Below are 15,024 nucleotides of genomic sequence, written 5' to 3'. Positions count from 1 at the left end.
GGAAATTCCCGGCTTCGCGCGAAATCGGACTTCCCCGGTTTCGCGCGAAACCGGATAACCACCACACAACTCGACGCGGGTTATGTGGTTCCCGCGGAGCGAGGCGTCGCTCCTAGGCGTTGGCGGCGTCGCGGAGCGCCTGGACGCGGTTGGTGCGCTCCCAGGGCAGGTCCACGTCGGTCCGGCCGAAGTGACCGTACGCCGCCGTCGGAGCATAGATCGGGTGCAGCAGGTCCAGGTCCCGGATGATGGCCGCCGGACGCAGGTCGAAGACCTGGTTGATCGCCGCCTGGATCTTGTCCGGATCCACGTTCTCGGTCCCGAAGGTCTCCACGAACAGGCCCACCGGCGCCGCCTTGCCGATCGCGAAGGCCGTCTGCACCTCGACCCGCTCGGCCAACCCGGCCGCCACGATGTTCTTGGCCACCCACCGCGTGGCGTACGCCGCCGAACGGTCCACCTTCGACGGGTCCTTACCGGAGAAGGCACCACCACCGTGACGCGCCATGCCCCCGTAGGTGTCCACGATGATCTTACGGCCGGTCAGACCGCAGTCACCCATCGGACCACCCGTGACGAACCGACCCGTCGGATTCACCAGCAGGCGGTAATCGCTCGTGTCGATGTCCAGCGCCGCGATCTCCGGACCGATCACGTGTTCGCCGATGTCCTCGCCGAGCTTGCTCGCGAGATCGACCTCGTCGGAGTGCTGGGTGGAGACCACCACCGTGTCCAGGCGCACCGGCTGGTCGCCGGCGTACTCGACGGTGACCTGGGTCTTGCCGTCCGGACGCAGGTACGGCAACACCCCGTCCTTGCGTACCCGCGCCAACCTCCGGGACAACCGGTGGGCCAGGGCGATCGGCAGCGGCATCAGCTCGTCGGTCTCGCTGGAGGCGTAACCGAACATCAGCCCCTGGTCACCGGCGCCCTGGCTGGCGATCTCGTCGATGGCGCCCTCGACCCGGGACTCGTGGGCGGTGTCCACGCCCTGCCCGATGTCCGGCGACTGCTGGTCGATGGCCACGTTGATGCCGCAGGTCGTGCCGTCGAAGCCCTTGGCCGAGTCGTCGTAACCGATCTCCAGGATCTTGTCCCGTACCAGGGTCGGGATGTCGACGTAGGCCTCGGTGGTGACCTCACCGGCCAGGTGCACCTGACCCGTGGTGATCATCGTCTCCATCGCCACGCGCGAGCGCGGGTCCTGGGCCAGCATCGCGTCCAGAATCGCATCACTGATCGCATCGGCCATCTTGTCCGGATGACCCTCGGTCACCGACTCACTCGTGAACAACCTGCGATCGACCTGATCGCCGCCTACTGGTTGCCGACTCACCACTACACCACCGGCTCACATCGTCACTGTTTCTGGTCACCCTGGGTGACAGACTCAGCCTACGGTCGGCCCCCGTCGAGGGCGAACTGCTCCCCCACAGCATCCCACACTCTGGACGCCAGCAGGGATTTCGCGCCGTGGGGAATCTGGCGCTCGATGTCACCCGACCCCAGCAGCCACCCCGCGTTGTCCTCGACCTCGAACGCACGCCCGTCCCCCACGGCGTTGACCACCAGCAGATCGCAGCCCTTGCGGGCGAGCTTGCTGCGGCCGTACTCGAGCACGGTGGTGTCGGGATCACCGGTCTCGGCCGCGAACCCGGCGAGCACCCGGATGTCGAGCCGCCCGGCCGCGCGCTCGGCGATCAACTCGGCGAGGATGTCGGGGTTGTGGGCGAGCTCCAGCGCGGCGGGGGCGTGGTCACTCTTCTTTATCTTGTGGTCGTCCCGGCTCACCGGCCGGAAGTCGGCCACGGCCGCGGACATCACCACGGCGTCGGCGCCGTCCGACTCGGTCAGCATCGCCACGCGCAGCTCCTCGGCGGTGCCGACCGGCACCATCCGGACACCGGCGGGTTCGACGAGGTCGATCGTGTGCGCCGAGACCAACGTGACCCGAGCACCACGGTGCGCGGCCACCCGAGCCAGCGCGTAACCCTGGCGCCCCGATGAGCGGTTGCCGAGGTAGCGCACCGGATCCAGTGGCTCGCGCGTGCCTCCGGCGGAGATGACCACGTGACGACCTTCCAGGTCGCGGGGCAACGCGGCGGGCTCGGTCAACAGCAATCGGGCGAGATCGATGATCTCGGCCGGGTCCGGCAGTCGGCCCTTTCCGGTGTCGGCGCCGGTCAGACGCCCGCTCGCGGGCTCGGCGACGGTCACCCCCCTGGCACGCAGCAGGGCGATGTTGTCCCGCGTGGCCGCGTGCTCCCACATCTCGGTGTGCATCGCCGGCACCATCAGCACCGGGCACCGCGCGGTGAGCAGCGTGGAGGTCAGCAGGTCGTCGGCGAGCCCGTGGGCGGTCCGGCCGAGCAGATCGGCGGTGGCCGGTACCACCACGACCAGATCGGCTTCCTGCCCCAACCGCACGTGTTGCACGTCGGCGACGTCGGAGAACACGCCGGTGTGCACGGGCTGGCCGGACAGCGCCTCGAAAGTGGCCGCGCCGACGAAGCGCAGCGCGGCCTCCGTCGGCACCACCCGGACCCGGTGACCGGTCTCGGTCAGGCGCCGCAGTACGTCACAGGCCTTGTACGCGGCGATGCCGCCGCCGACCCCGAGGACCACCCGGGGCGGGCGGTCCTCGGACGACTCCGAGGTCACTCGCCCTCGGTGTGCTGGAGCACACCGGAGTGAATCTCACGCAGCGCGATCGACAACGGCTTCTCGCGCGGGCCGGGCTCGACCAGCGGACCCACGTACTCCAGCAGCCCCTCACCGAGCTGGGCGTAGTAATCGTTGATCTGACGCGCGCGCTTGGCGGAGTAGATCGCCAACGCGTACTTCGAACTGACCTTCTCGAGCAGGTCGTCGATCGGAGGGTTCGTGATGCCCTCCGGGGTGCTGCGCGGCTGGGCGTTGTTGGACTGGCTGTTCAGAGCGGTCAGCGCGTCGGGGATGCTCACGTTCGTGGCTCCTGCTCGTTGCGTGCGGGAGGGATGATCCCTGGAGCGGAAACCCGGTTCCGCGTGCTGTTCGACTCGGGCTGTTCAACCCGGGCCATCCAACAGCAATCGTCGACGAACACGGAACGGAACCAGCTCACATCGGAGCCAGCTCGCACCGGGCCTAGCTCGCACCGGGACCGACTATCAATCGTACCAGCTCATCGGCCGCGGACCGCACATCGGCGTTGACCACCGCAGCGTCGAACTCCGTACGGGCGTCGAGCTCACGTTTGGCCGTGTCCAGCCGTCGGCGCACCACTTCCTCGTCCTCGGTGCGACGGCCGACCAGACGGTCCACCAACGCCTCCCAGGACGGCGGCAGCAGCATCACCAACCGGGCCTCGGGCATGCTCGCACGCACCTGGCGCGCACCCTGAAGCTCGATCTCCAGCACGGCCGGTCTGCCCGCGGCCAGAGCCCGCTCGACGGGCTCGCGCGGCGTCCCGTAGTAGTTGCCCGCGTAGTGGGCGTACTCCAGCATCTCGCCCGCGGCCACCATGCGCTGAAACTCGTCGACGTCGACGAAGTGGTAGTGCACCCCGTCCACTTCCCCCGGCCGGGACGGCCGAGTGGTCACCGAGACGCTGAAGTAGATCTCGGGGGCCTTGTCGCGGAGCTCGTCGATCACACTCGACTTGCCGACGCCGGAGGGTCCGGAAACGACGGTGAGCCGGGGCTCGCCACGAGGGGCGAACCCCGGCTCAACGCCGGTCGTGACGTCGCTCACGCGCCGCTGAACTCGGCGAGCAGTGCCTTGCGCTGCCGCTCGCCCAATCCACGCAGCCTGCGGCTGTTGGCGATCTCCAGCCGCTCCATGATCTGCTGGGCGCGGACCTTGCCCACGCCGGGAAGGGCCTCCAGCAGCGCCGAGACCTTCATCTTGCCCAAGGTCTCGTCACTGTCGGCACTGTCCAGGACCTCGGCCAGGCTGGTCCCACCGCGCTTGAGGCGCTCCTTGAGCTCAGCTCGGGCACGACGGGCGGCAGCCGCCTTTTCCAGTGCCGCGGCCCGCTGCTCCTCTGTCAGCTGGGGAAGGGCCACCATGTCCTCCGTGATGTGGGTTGCTCTTGATCGGTGCGGCGACGGTACCGGCCCTGGTCAGACAGCTACAACGCGGGGTCCGACTTTGACGTTCCGGTCCCGCCGCGGTTCCACCGCCGGGATTGCCGACGAACTCGTACACGGCTTGCACGAGCACTTCGGCCGCTGCAAGTACTACCAACAACGACACCGAAGTGCACTAACCAGGGGCAAAACTATTCCGAACTGTCCGGTTTCCGTCATGCTCGGACACCTTCGGAAGTTCCTTCGCAGGTCAAGCCGACCCCGGACGACGGAGGACACCGGACGTGACCAATCACTCACGATTCCCCGGTTCCTCGCGACACAGCTCACGCGTTCTCGACCGTCGAGCGAACAACGCTCCAGCCCCTGCGCAGCGAGCTCGAAGGGCTATGGTAGCGCTCGTACCTGCACAGGTCGAAAGCGCCGGCACCGGCCCCCGGTACGGGAAAGCGAGGCGAGACCACCGGCGATCAGTGCGATCACGACGAGCGCGACCAGCACACCGAGGAACGGGGCACGGAGCCTGGCAGGTTTGCCCGGCAGTGTCATCGGTCGAGGTCATCGGTCGAGCGCCGAGGCCGCGAGCACGCCGACGTCTTCCGTCGGACAACCGAGAGCAGGAGGCCGGTCATTACGCGTCGCTCGCGGAGGCACGCCTCAACCGTATGACCTCGCGACATCGGCTTCTGGCTCGAGCTGCAGTCCCGCCCCGCGCTTGCGGGTCGCCTGCCAGCCCGTCAGCAGCAACAGCGCCGTCCCGAGAACGACGTAGGCGTTGCCCACGAGCTGCTGCGGTACCCACAGCAACGCGGGGACGTCGTCGGCCGCGAGCACGCGAAACGGCATCTTCCTGGCCGCGATGGCGATCACCACGACGAGTGCCAGTCGGCTGATGCTCCGGGCCCGCACCGCGGAGCCGAGCAGGATCAGGAGACCGGGAGCGACCCAGACCCAGTGACTCGACCAGGACGTCGGCGAAGCCAGCAACGCGAACAACCCGGTCAACGTCATCGCCACCGGCGGGTCGACCCTGCCGACCGTGCGTGCGAGCACGACGGCCAGCAGGAGGCAGACGGCCACCCAGGTTCCGTACTGCACCACCGGCTGGAGATCCCACCGCGCGACCACGCCCAGGACCGACTGGTTGGTGTCGCCGGAATGGCCTGCCACGGAGGAAGCCGGACCGTAGCGGAACCAGTAGTCCACCGACGCTTTGAAGGCGATCACGAAGCCGAGCAGCGTGCACACCGCCGCGGTGACCGCACCGGTCACCGCGGCTCGAAAGTCCCTGCGGAACAGGAAGTACAGCAGGAACGCCGCGGGCATGAGCTTGATCGCGGCGGCGATGCCCACCAGCAGTCCGCGCGGCCATCGCGGGTTCCGCACGAGGCAGTCCACGGCGATCAGGCCCATCAGCGCGATATTGACCTGGCCCTGGGCGAAGCACGAGTAGACGGGTTCCCACCACAACGTGATCGGGAGCACGACGGCCGCGACGGCCAGCGCGCCGCGAGATCCCACGCCGGGCCAGCGATGGCGCACGATCAGGTAAAGCATCGTGCCGATGACCGCCAGGTCCACGGCCCACATCAGCAGCACTCCCACCGTGAGCGGTGGCAGGGCGAACACGCTCAGCGGCAACAGGGCGAACGGGGGATACACCCAGGGCAGCTTCCCGCCGTCCCACAGTGGAGCCCAGTTCTCGATGATGTCGCCGCCGGCCAGCCAGGTGTGCACGGCCCAGCGGTAAACCTGGAAATCACCGTCGAGTTGGAGGCCCTCGCCCTCTTCCCAGGTGGGGAAGCGCAGGAGCACGTACCACACCGAGAAGACCAGAAGCGGTACCGAAGCGAGAACGAGGGCGCGCGAGTGCCGCGTTACCAACGCGTGTAAACGTTCCCGCAAGCCGATCCTCGAAACCGGGGAGCCGGGAACGGCTGAAGCCGTGGATGTGCGTCTTGAAGCTGTCACGCCACCATTCGACCAAGTCGACAGACCCCGGGAGCCCGGGCCCTCCGGTCCGCTTCGTCAGGCGTTGAACACCGCCACCAAGTCGTCGCGGAAACGGTGCGCGGCGGTGCGCAGGTCGGCCACGCCGGGGCCGTGCCGCAGCACCTCCCGGGCCGCGGCGGGCAGTACGTGGGGCAGAGCCGAACCGAACACGGCACGCAGGCCCTGTACGCTTCCTCCCTGCGCCCCCAGCCCCGGAGCCAGGATCGGGCCGTTGAGGGCGGACAGGTCCAGCTCACCGCCACGCAACGTCGCCCCGACCACCACCCCGACGTAGCCCATCGGATCCGCACCGGCGTTGCTCTCCGCGGCGGCGTCGACGATCGACTGCGCCACCGAACGCTCTTCCTGGTTCACCGCGCGCTGCAGCCCGGCCCCCTCCGGGTTGGAGGTACGGGCCAGCACGATCACCCCGCGCCCGGTCTGCTCGGCGATGCCCAGCGCCGGAGCCAGCGATCCGTAGCCCAGGTAGGGCGAGACGGTCATCGCGTCGGCGGCCAACGGCGAGTGCTCGTCGAGGTAGGCGTTGGCGTAGGCGGTCATGGTGGAGCCGATGTCGCCGCGTTTGACGTCCAGCACCACGAGCGCGCCCGCCTGCCGGGCTTCGGCGATCACGCGCTCCAGCACGGCCACCCCGGCCGAACCGTAGATCTCGAAGAAGGCCGACTGCGGCTTGAGCACCGCGACCTCACCGGCCAGCGCCTCCACCGCGGTCATCGCGAACCGCTCCAGCGAAGCCGGCGTCTCGTCCAGCCCCCACGCCTGCAGCAGTGCCGGGTGCGGGTCGATGCCCACGCACAGCGGGCCGCGTGCGGCCATCGCGTCCTGGAGACGCTTGCCGAAGCCCGCACGCACCGTCGTCACCGCTTCTCACCGCCCTGAGCGTCCCGCAGAGAGGCCTGCAGGGCCTGCAGCGGGCGAACCCCGATGCTGCCCCGGATCGCGGCCTCGATGCCCTGCACAGCCGCGGCGGTGCCCTGCACCGTCGTGATGCACGGGATGTCGCGGGAAACGGCGGCGGTGCGGATCTCGTAGCCGTCGACGCGCGGTCCGGGATTGCCGTAGGGGGTGTTGACGATCATGTCGATCTCGCCGGAGCGGATCAGCTCGATCACGTCGCGCTCGTCGGCTGCCGGTTCCTCGGTGTGCTTGCGCACCACCGAGCAGGGGATGCCGTTGCGGCGCAGCACCTCGGCGGTGCCGATCGTGGCCAGGATCTCGAAGCCCAGGTCGGCCAGCCGCTTGATCGGGAAGACCATGGAGCGCTTGTCGCGGTTGGCCACCGACACGAACATCCGCCCCGAGGTCGGCAGCGAGCCGTAGGCGGCGGTCTGTGACTTGGCGAAGGCCTGGCCGAAGGAGGTGTCGATGCCCATGACCTCGCCTGTGGACTTCATCTCCGGGCCGAGCAGCGAGTCGATGCCGTGGCCCTCCGGCGTCCGGAAGCGGTGGAAGGGCAGCACGGCCTCCTTGACCGCGACCGGGGCGTCGGAGGGCAGGTCGACCCCGTCACCGACGGCGGGCAGCACGCCCTCCCCGCGCAGTTCGGCGATCTTGCCGCCGAGCATGACGCGGGCGGCGGCCTTGGCCAGCGGCGCGGCCGTGGCCTTGGACACGAACGGGACCGTGCGGGAGGCGCGCGGGTTGGCCTCCAGGACGTAGAGCACGTCGTCCTTGAGCGCGTACTGCACGTTGAGCAGCCCGCGCACCCCCAGCCCCTGGGCCAGTGCCTCGGTGCAGCGCCGCACCTTCTCGGCCTCCTGGCGGCCCAGGGTGATCGGGGGCAGGGCGCAGGCGGAGTCACCGGAGTGGATACCGGCCTCCTCGATGTGCTCCATCACGCCGCCGATGTAGACGTCGGTGCCGTCGGCCAGCGCGTCGACGTCGATCTCGATGGCGTCGTCGAGGAAGTTGTCCACCAGCACCGGGTGCTCCGGAGTGACCTCGGTGGCCCGGGCGATGTAGTTCTCCAGCGAGGCCTCGTCGTAGACGATCTCCATGCCGCGCCCGCCGAGCACGTAGGACGGGCGCACCAGCACCGGGTACCCGATGTCGTCGGCGATGCGCTTGGCGCCCTCGAAGGAGGTCGCCATGCCGTAGCTGGGAGCGGGCAGTCCGGCGGTGGTCAGCACCTCGCCGAAGGCGCCGCGCTCCTCCGCGAGGTGGATCGCCTCCGGCGGAGTCCCCACGATCGGCACCCCGGCCTCGGACAACCGCTGGGCCAGTCCCAGCGGGGTCTGCCCGCCGAGCTGGACGATCACCCCGGCCACCGTGCCGGAGGCCTGCTCGGCGTGGACGACCTCGAGGACGTCCTCGAAGGTCAACGGCTCGAAGTACAGCCGGTCGGAGGTGTCGTAGTCGGTGGAGACCGTCTCCGGGTTGCAGTTGACCATCACGGTCTCGAAGCCGGCCTCGCGCAGCCCCATCGCGGCGTGCACGCAGGAGTAGTCGAACTCGATGCCCTGACCGATCCGGTTCGGCCCCGAACCGAGGATGAGCACCTTCCGGCGCTCGTGCTGCGGCTCGACCTCGGACTCCGCTGCCGGGTCGGACTCGTAGGCGGAGTAGTGGTACGGCGTCCGCGCGGCGAACTCGGCGGCGCAGGTGTCCACCGTCTTGAACACCGGGCGGACGTCGAGGCGGTGGCGCAGGCTGCGCACTCCGTCCTCCCCGGCCAGCTCCGGGCGCAGTGCGGCGATCTGGCGGTCCGACGCGCCCGCGCGCTTGGCGCGGCGCAGCAGCTCGGCATCCAGCACGGGAGTGGCGACGAGTTCGGCGCGCAGTTCGACCAGCGCAGCGATCTGGTCGACGAACCACGGATCGATCCCCGAGGCCTCGTGAACCTGCTGCACGGTCGCGCCCATGCGCAGCGCGCGCTCGACGGTGTAGAGCCGGCCGTCGTGACCGGCGCCGAGCTCGTCGAGCGTGGCCCGCAGGGTCGCGCCCTCGGGATCGGGGCCGGTCCAGAAACCGACCCGGGAGGTCTCGGTGGAGCGCAGCGCCTTGCCCAGCGCCTCGCTGAAGTTGCGCCCCAGGGCCATGGACTCGCCGACGCTCTTCATCGTCGTGGTCAGCGTCTCGTCGGCGCCGGGGAACTTCTCGAAGGCGAACCGCGGGGTCTTGACCACCACGTAGTCCAGCGTCGGCTCGAAGCTGGCCGGGGTCTCACCGGTGATGTCGTTGGTGATCTCGTCGAGGGTGTAGCCGATCGCCAGCTTGGCCGCGATCTTGGCGATGGGGAAGCCGGTGGCCTTCGACGCCAACGCCGAGGACCGCGAGACCCGCGGGTTCATCTCGATGACGACCATCCGCCCGGTCTCCGGATGGATGGCGAACTGGATGTTGCACCCACCCGTGTCGACTCCGACCTCGCGCAACACGTCGATGCCGACGTCGCGCATGTGCTGGTACTCGCGGTCGGTCAGCGTCATGGACGGGGCCACCGTGGTCGAGTCGCCGGTGTGCACCCCCATCGGGTCGACGTTCTCGATGGAGCACACGACCACCACGTTGTCGGCGTGGTCGCGCATCAGCTCCAGCTCGTACTCCTTCCAGCCGAGCACGCTCTCCTCGATGAGCACCTCGTGCACCGGGGACTCGGTCAGCCCCAACGAGGCCATGCGTTCGAGTTCCTCGTGGGTGTGGGCCATGCCCGAACCCAGCCCGCCCATCGTGAAGCTGGGCCGGACGACCACCGGCAGCCCGCGCTCGGCGACGAAGGCGCGCACCTGCTCCATCGAGGTGCACACGGTGCTCTCCGGCACCTGCCCCCCGATCGAGCGCACGATGTCCTTGAACCGCTGGCGATCCTCGCCGCGCTGGATCGCGGCGATGTCGGCGCCGATCAGCTCGACCCCGTAGGCCTCCAGGATCCCGCGCTCGTCCAGCTCCATCGCCGTGTTCAGCGCCGTCTGCCCGCCCAGGGTCGCCAGCAGCGCGTCCGGGCGCTCGGCGTCGATGACCTTCTCGACGAACTCGGGGGTGATGGGCTCGACGTAGGTGGCGTCGGCGAACTCCGGATCGGTCATGATCGTGGCCGGGTTGGAGTTGACCAGACTGACCCGGATGCCCTCCTGGGTGAGCACCCGGCACGCCTGGGTACCGGAGTAGTCGAACTCGCACGCCTGTCCGATCACGATCGGGCCGGATCCAATGACCAGGACGTGCCGAATGTCAGTGCGCTTGGGCATCAGCGTGCCTCACTCATCAGGTCTGCGAAGGAATCGAACAGCGGCGCGGCGTCGTGCGGACCCGCCGCCGCCTCGGGGTGGTACTGCACGCTGAACGCGGGGGCGTCGAGCAGCCGCAGTCCCTCGACGGCACCGTCGTTGGCGCAGTGGTGACTGACCATCGCCCGGCCGAAGTCGGTGTCGAAGTGCTCGCCCGGCTCGCCGGCCACGGCGAACCCGTGGTTCTGGGCGGTGATCGCCACCTTTCCGGTGGCCGCGTCGATCACCGGGATGTTGATGCCCCGGTGCCCGTAGCGCAGCTTGTAGGTGTCGCGGCCGAGCGCGCGGCCCAGCAGCTGGTTGCCGAAGCAGATCCCGAACAGCGGCAGCCCGCGCGACAGCACCTGCCTGGTCAGCTCGACCGCGTGCTCGGCCGTGGCCGGGTCACCCGGGCCGTTGGACAGGAACACCCCGTCCGGGGCCACGGCCAGCAGCTCCTCCATCGTCGACGACAGCGGCAGCACGTGGGTCTCGATGCCGCGCTGGGCCAGCATCCGCGGCGTGTTCGACTTGATGCCCAGGTCCAGCGCGGCCACCCGGAACCGGCGCTGCCCCTCGGCGGGCACCACGTAGCCGCTGCCGGTGGTGACGTCGCCGGCCAGGTCGGCGCCGAGCATCTCGGAACTGCTGACCACCCGCGCCACCATCTCCTCGTCGGAGCCCAGCTCGGGTCCCGAGAACACCCCGGCGCGCATGGCTCCGCGCTCGCGCAGGTGACGGGTCAGGGTGCGTGTGTCCAGTCCCGAGATCCCCACGACCCCCTGGCGGGACAGCTCCTCGTCCAGCGAGCGCCGCGAGCGCCAGTTCGACGGCATCCGCGCGGGGTCGCGCACGGCATAGCCCGCCACCCAGATGCGCTGCGATTCGTCGTCCTCGTCGTTCCACCCCGTGTTACCGATCTGCGGGGCCGTGGCCACCACGATCTGGCGGTGGTACGACGGATCGGTCAGGGTCTCCTGATAACCGGTCATCCCGGTGCTGAACACGACCTCACCGAGGCAGCTGCCCACGTCACCGTAGGCCTGCCCCCGAAAGATCCGGCCGTCCTCCAGTACCAGCGCCGCAGGAACGTGCGCGGTCATGCTTCCTCCTGCCGCGTACCCGCGGTCTCCTCGTATCGTGTCGGCTCGTCGCCGGGCACCAGTGCCCGCACGGCCTCGGCCCATCGGGGCTGTTCCGTGGTGTCCTCGGCGCGGAAGCCGGTGTCCAGTAGGTGCTCGCCCAGTCGCCAGGTCACGACCAGCAGTCCCGCTCCGGGAACGACCTTGTTGGCGAGTTTGTGATCGACCCGGGCCGCGATCAGCGATTCGGCCGGGATCCACAGCGGGCTCGCCCCGGAACGCCGCAGCAGCAACCCGTGGGACCACAACTGAGCCGTGGCGACGGAACGGTGGCCGATGTCGCCCACGGCGATGCGGTCCTGCCAGTCCTCGGCCCGGGTACTGCCGACGTACAGTCCTTCGGCCGCGGGCAGCAGCGGGTCCCGCTCGTCGAGGTCCTCCGGAACTCGCGGGAACTCCGCGAGCTGAGCGGCCTGCCGCCGTGCCCGGTTCACCCAGCCCCGGCGCATGCCGTAGACGACCAGGGCCGCCAGCAGCGCCAACGCCAGCACCCAGAGTACGCGCGCCATCAGTGACCCGCCCCTTCCCGAGCGACCACGCCGTCCCGGACGGTCAGACGCCCGTGGGACAGGGTCGCTCGAACCCGCCCCGGCAGTTCCATCCCCTCGTAGGGGGTGTTCGTCGCGATGCTGGCCAGCTCCGCGGCGCGCACCGTCCAGCGGTGCTCGTCGTCGACCAGCACCAGGTTGGCCGGTTCCCCCTCGGCCACCGGGCGTCCCTGGTCGGTCAGCCCGGCGATCCGCGCCGGGCGCTCGCTCATCACGCGCGCCAGACCACGCCAGTCGAGCAGCCCCGGTTCGACCATCGTGCGCAGCACCACGCCCAGGGCGGTCTGCAGTCCGAGCATCCCCGGCCGGGCCGCCGACCACTCGCAGTCCTTGTCCTGCTCGGCGTGCGGGGCGTGGTCGGTGGCCACGCAGTCCAGCGTGCCCTCGGCCAGTGCCCCGCGAAGCGCGTGCACGTCGTCATCGGTGCGCAGCGGCGGGTTGACCTTGTGAACCGGGTCGTAGCCCGCCAGCAGCTCGTCGGTGAGCAGCAGGTGGTGCGGGGTGACCTCCGCCGAGACCGTGCCCGCGTGGTCACCGGCCTTCCACCAGCGCAGGAAATCCGCCGTGCCGGAGCTGGAGGCGTGGCAGACGTGCAGCGCACCAGCGGTGTGCGCGGCGAGCATGCAGTCACGGGCCACGATCGACTCCTCGGCGGGAGCGGGCCAGCCGGTCAGCCCCAGCCGAGCGGCGTTGGCCCCCTCGTGGGCCTGCGCCCGCACCGTCAGCCTGGGGTCCTCGGCGTGCTGGGCCACCACACCGCCGAAGGCGCTGGTGTACTCCAACGCCCGGCGCATGACCAGCGGGTCGTCCACGCAGTGCCCGTCGTCGGAGAACACCCGCACCCGCGCCGCGCTGCGGGCCATCGTGCCCAGCTCCGCCAGTTGAGTGCCCCGCAGCCCCACGGTCACCGCGCCCACGGGGTGCACGTCGACGAGACCGAGCTCCCGGCCCCGCCGCCACACGTGCTCGACGACCACGGCGTTGTCGGCCACCGGGTCGGTGTTGGCCATGGCGAACACCGCCGTGTAGCCGCCGAGCGCGGCGGCCACCGCCCCCGATTCGACGGTCTCGGCGTCCTCGCGGCCGGGCTCGCGCAAGTGGGTGTGCAGGTCCACGAAGCCGGGCAGCAGCACCGCCCCCTCGCCGTGCACGACCTCGTCGACCTCGACGTCCGGCCCCGCGCCGATCTCGGCGATGCGGCCGTCGGCGACCAGCAGGTCGACCGGCTCGCCCTCCCCGTAGGGACGTACGTCCTTGAGCAGCACCCTGCTCGCGGGTGCGTTCTCGCCCTGGGTCACGCCGTGACCTCCTCTCCGGCCAGCAGGTGGTAGAGCACGGCCATGCGCACGTGTACTCCGTTGCGGACCTGCTCGGCGACGGCCGCGCTCGGGGAGTCGGCCACCCGAGAGGCGATCTCCATGCCGCGCAGCATCGGGCCGGGGTGCAGGACCACGGCGTGCTCGGGCAGCCTGGCCAGCCTGGCCTCGTTCATGCCGTAGGACAGCGAGTACTCCCGCGCCGACGGGAAGAAAGCGCCGTCCATGCGCTCGGCCTGCACCCGCAGCATCATCACGGCGTCCAGCCCGGGCAGTTCGGCGTCCAGATCGCCGGTGACCTCGGCTCCCCACTGCCGCGCTCCCATCGGGACCAGCGTCGGCGGCGCGACCAGCACCACCTCGGCGCCGAGGGTGCGCAGCAGGTGCACGTTGGAACGGGCGACCCTGCTGTGCAGCAGGTCCCCCACGATCGCGATCCTGCGGCCGTCCAGTCCGCCCAGCCGCTCCCGCAGCGTCGCCGCGTCCAACAGGGCCTGGGTGGGGTGCTCGTGCATGCCGTCACCGGCGTTGACGACCTGGGTCCCCGTCTCGTCGAGCCAGCCGGACAACCGGTGGGCGGCACCCGAGGCGGGGTGGCGCACGATCACGCAGTCCGCCCCGGCCGCCGACAGCGTCAGCGCGGTGTCGCGCAGCGACTCGCCCTTGCTCGTCGACGAACCCGAGGACGAGACGTTGATCACATCGGCGCTCATCCACTTGCCCGCGATCTCGAAGGAGACCCGGGTCCGGGTGGAGCTCTCGTAGAACATCGTCAGCACCGTGCGCCCGCGCAGGGTGGGCAGCTTGCGAACCTCGCGGCCGAGCAGGGTCCGCTTGAGCGTGTCGGCGGTGTCCAGCAGACTCGTGGCTTCCTCGGCACCCAGTTCCGCGGCCGACAACAGGTGCCGCATCACCGCTCCTCCTCTTCCGAGCGCCGCAGCACGACGCCGTCGTGGCCGTCGATCTCGTTCAGGCGCACGGCCACGTCCTCGGTGCGCGAGGTCGGCACGTTCTTGCCGACGTAGTCCGCCCGGATGGGCAGCTCCCGGTGGCCACGGTCGACCAGCACCGCCAACTGGACGGCGCGGGGGCGCCCCTGGTCGCGCAGGGCGTCGAGGGCGGAACGGATGGTGCGCCCGGAGAACAGCACGTCGTCGACGAGAACGACCAGCGCGTCGTCCACTCCCTGAGCGGGCACGCTGCTGGGCTCCAACGGGCGGTTCGGCTGCTGCCTGAGATCGTCGCGGTAGAGCGTGGTGTCGAGCACCCCCGTGGGGACGCTCACGCCGCTGAAGTCGGCGATGCGGGCACCGAGCCGGTGCGCCAACGGGGCTCCCCTGGTCGGAATGCCGAGCAGGATGACCCGATTGGCGGAGCTTTCCGGTGCGGTTTTTTCGATGATCTGGTGTGCGATCCTGGCGATCGTGCGCGCAACGTCACCGGGCGACAGCAGCTCCCGCTGTCGCGCCGAGTCCGCCGCGCCCGCCTGCTGGCGTGACGCCACGGTGGACCTCCTTCCCCGCCTCACTGGACGGGTCCTTAAAGGACGCCGGGAGCCCGGCGTGTGCCGAGCTTGGCCTGTAGAATACCAGTGCCGGGGGTCAATCTTGCGGGTGGTTCGACGGGTGTCGTGCCACACTCACGGCAAGACCAACTTGACCTGGTGAAGCATACGAGCGAATATTACTCTCCGTATTAATCTGAGCTTTCCTCCCCGGCATCCGCACTAG

At 69.9% G+C, this 15,024-nt stretch carries 13 protein-coding genes; all 13 read right to left on the bottom strand.

Features of this window, described 5'->3' with window-relative positions:
- Window positions 1–112 precede the first annotated feature (112 nt).
- Complete coding sequence (gene metK / locus FHX42_RS04315) at window positions 113–1,294, bottom strand: methionine adenosyltransferase (RefSeq protein WP_220479973.1); 1,182 nt, start codon at window positions 1,292–1,294, stop codon at window positions 113–115.
- Between the two features lie 101 nt (window positions 1,295–1,395).
- On the bottom strand, window positions 1,396–2,661 hold the full coding sequence (coaBC, locus tag FHX42_RS04310; RefSeq protein WP_182542832.1) for a bifunctional phosphopantothenoylcysteine decarboxylase/phosphopantothenate--cysteine ligase CoaBC: 1,266 nt from the start codon (window positions 2,659–2,661) through the stop codon (window positions 1,396–1,398).
- Entirely contained in the window at window positions 2,658–2,963 is a 306-nt protein-coding gene (rpoZ, locus tag FHX42_RS04305) for a DNA-directed RNA polymerase subunit omega (protein WP_182542831.1), read from the bottom strand. Before rpoZ ends, coaBC begins: the two co-directional genes overlap by 4 nt.
- Window positions 2,964–3,126: 163 nt before the next feature.
- Entirely contained in the window at window positions 3,127–3,732 is a 606-nt protein-coding gene (gmk, locus tag FHX42_RS04300) for a guanylate kinase (protein WP_182542830.1), read from the bottom strand.
- On the bottom strand, window positions 3,729–4,046 hold the full coding sequence (gene mihF, locus FHX42_RS04295; protein ID WP_182543503.1) for an integration host factor, actinobacterial type: 318 nt from the start codon (window positions 4,044–4,046) through the stop codon (window positions 3,729–3,731). The genes gmk and mihF overlap by 4 nt, the downstream gene beginning before the upstream one ends.
- 681 nt (window positions 4,047–4,727) lie before the next feature.
- Complete coding sequence (locus tag FHX42_RS04290; RefSeq protein WP_328795893.1) at window positions 4,728–5,894, bottom strand: glycosyltransferase family 87 protein; 1,167 nt, start codon at window positions 5,892–5,894, stop codon at window positions 4,728–4,730.
- 204 nt (window positions 5,895–6,098) lie between these two features.
- Window positions 6,099–6,935, bottom strand: a complete 837-nt coding sequence (pyrF, locus tag FHX42_RS04285; protein ID WP_182543501.1) for an orotidine-5'-phosphate decarboxylase — start codon at window positions 6,933–6,935, stop codon at window positions 6,099–6,101.
- A gap of 5 nt (window positions 6,936–6,940) precedes the next feature.
- On the bottom strand, window positions 6,941–10,270 hold the full coding sequence (carB, locus tag FHX42_RS04280; RefSeq protein WP_182542829.1) for a carbamoyl-phosphate synthase large subunit: 3,330 nt from the start codon (window positions 10,268–10,270) through the stop codon (window positions 6,941–6,943).
- Window positions 10,270–11,391 (bottom strand): glutamine-hydrolyzing carbamoyl-phosphate synthase small subunit, encoded by a 1,122-nt coding sequence (gene carA, locus FHX42_RS04275; protein ID WP_182542828.1) that lies wholly within the window; start codon window positions 11,389–11,391, stop codon window positions 10,270–10,272. Before carA ends, carB begins: the two co-directional genes overlap by 1 nt.
- Window positions 11,388–11,939: a PH-like domain-containing protein gene (locus tag FHX42_RS04270; RefSeq protein WP_182542827.1), complete on the bottom strand. Its 552-nt coding sequence runs from the start codon at window positions 11,937–11,939 to the stop codon at window positions 11,388–11,390. The genes carA and FHX42_RS04270 overlap by 4 nt, the downstream gene beginning before the upstream one ends.
- Window positions 11,939–13,276 (bottom strand): dihydroorotase, encoded by a 1,338-nt coding sequence (locus tag FHX42_RS04265; protein WP_182542826.1) that lies wholly within the window; start codon window positions 13,274–13,276, stop codon window positions 11,939–11,941. Before FHX42_RS04265 ends, FHX42_RS04270 begins: the two co-directional genes overlap by 1 nt.
- The gene (locus FHX42_RS04260; protein ID WP_182543500.1) at window positions 13,273–14,205 is read right to left on the bottom strand and encodes an aspartate carbamoyltransferase catalytic subunit; all 933 of its coding nucleotides are present in this window, start codon (window positions 14,203–14,205) and stop codon (window positions 13,273–13,275) included. Before FHX42_RS04260 ends, FHX42_RS04265 begins: the two co-directional genes overlap by 4 nt.
- On the bottom strand, window positions 14,205–14,798 hold the full coding sequence (gene pyrR, locus FHX42_RS04255) for a bifunctional pyr operon transcriptional regulator/uracil phosphoribosyltransferase PyrR (protein WP_182542825.1): 594 nt from the start codon (window positions 14,796–14,798) through the stop codon (window positions 14,205–14,207). The genes FHX42_RS04260 and pyrR overlap by 1 nt, the downstream gene beginning before the upstream one ends.
- Between the last annotated feature and the right edge of the window lie 226 nt (window positions 14,799–15,024).

The organism is Halosaccharopolyspora lacisalsi, from assembly GCF_014137975.1.
Lineage (GTDB): Bacteria > Actinomycetota > Actinomycetes > Mycobacteriales > Pseudonocardiaceae > Halosaccharopolyspora > Halosaccharopolyspora lacisalsi.
The sequence above is the reverse complement of the archived record's forward strand: the minus strand, read 5'-3'. Positions and strand labels throughout refer to the sequence as shown.

What these genes read in the sequence shown, in the direction of transcription:
- carB (WP_182542829.1), bottom strand. Translation starts at nt 10,270, where the DNA reads ATGCCCAAGCGCACTGACATTCGGCACGTCCTGGTCATTGGATCCGGC.
- carA (WP_182542828.1), bottom strand. Translation starts at nt 11,391, where the DNA reads ATGACCGCGCACGTTCCTGCGGCGCTGGTACTGGAGGACGGCCGGATC.
- FHX42_RS04270 (WP_182542827.1), bottom strand. Translation starts at nt 11,939, where the DNA reads ATGGCGCGCGTACTCTGGGTGCTGGCGTTGGCGCTGCTGGCGGCCCTG.
- FHX42_RS04260 (WP_182543500.1), bottom strand. Translation starts at nt 14,205, where the DNA reads ATGCGGCACCTGTTGTCGGCCGCGGAACTGGGTGCCGAGGAAGCCACG.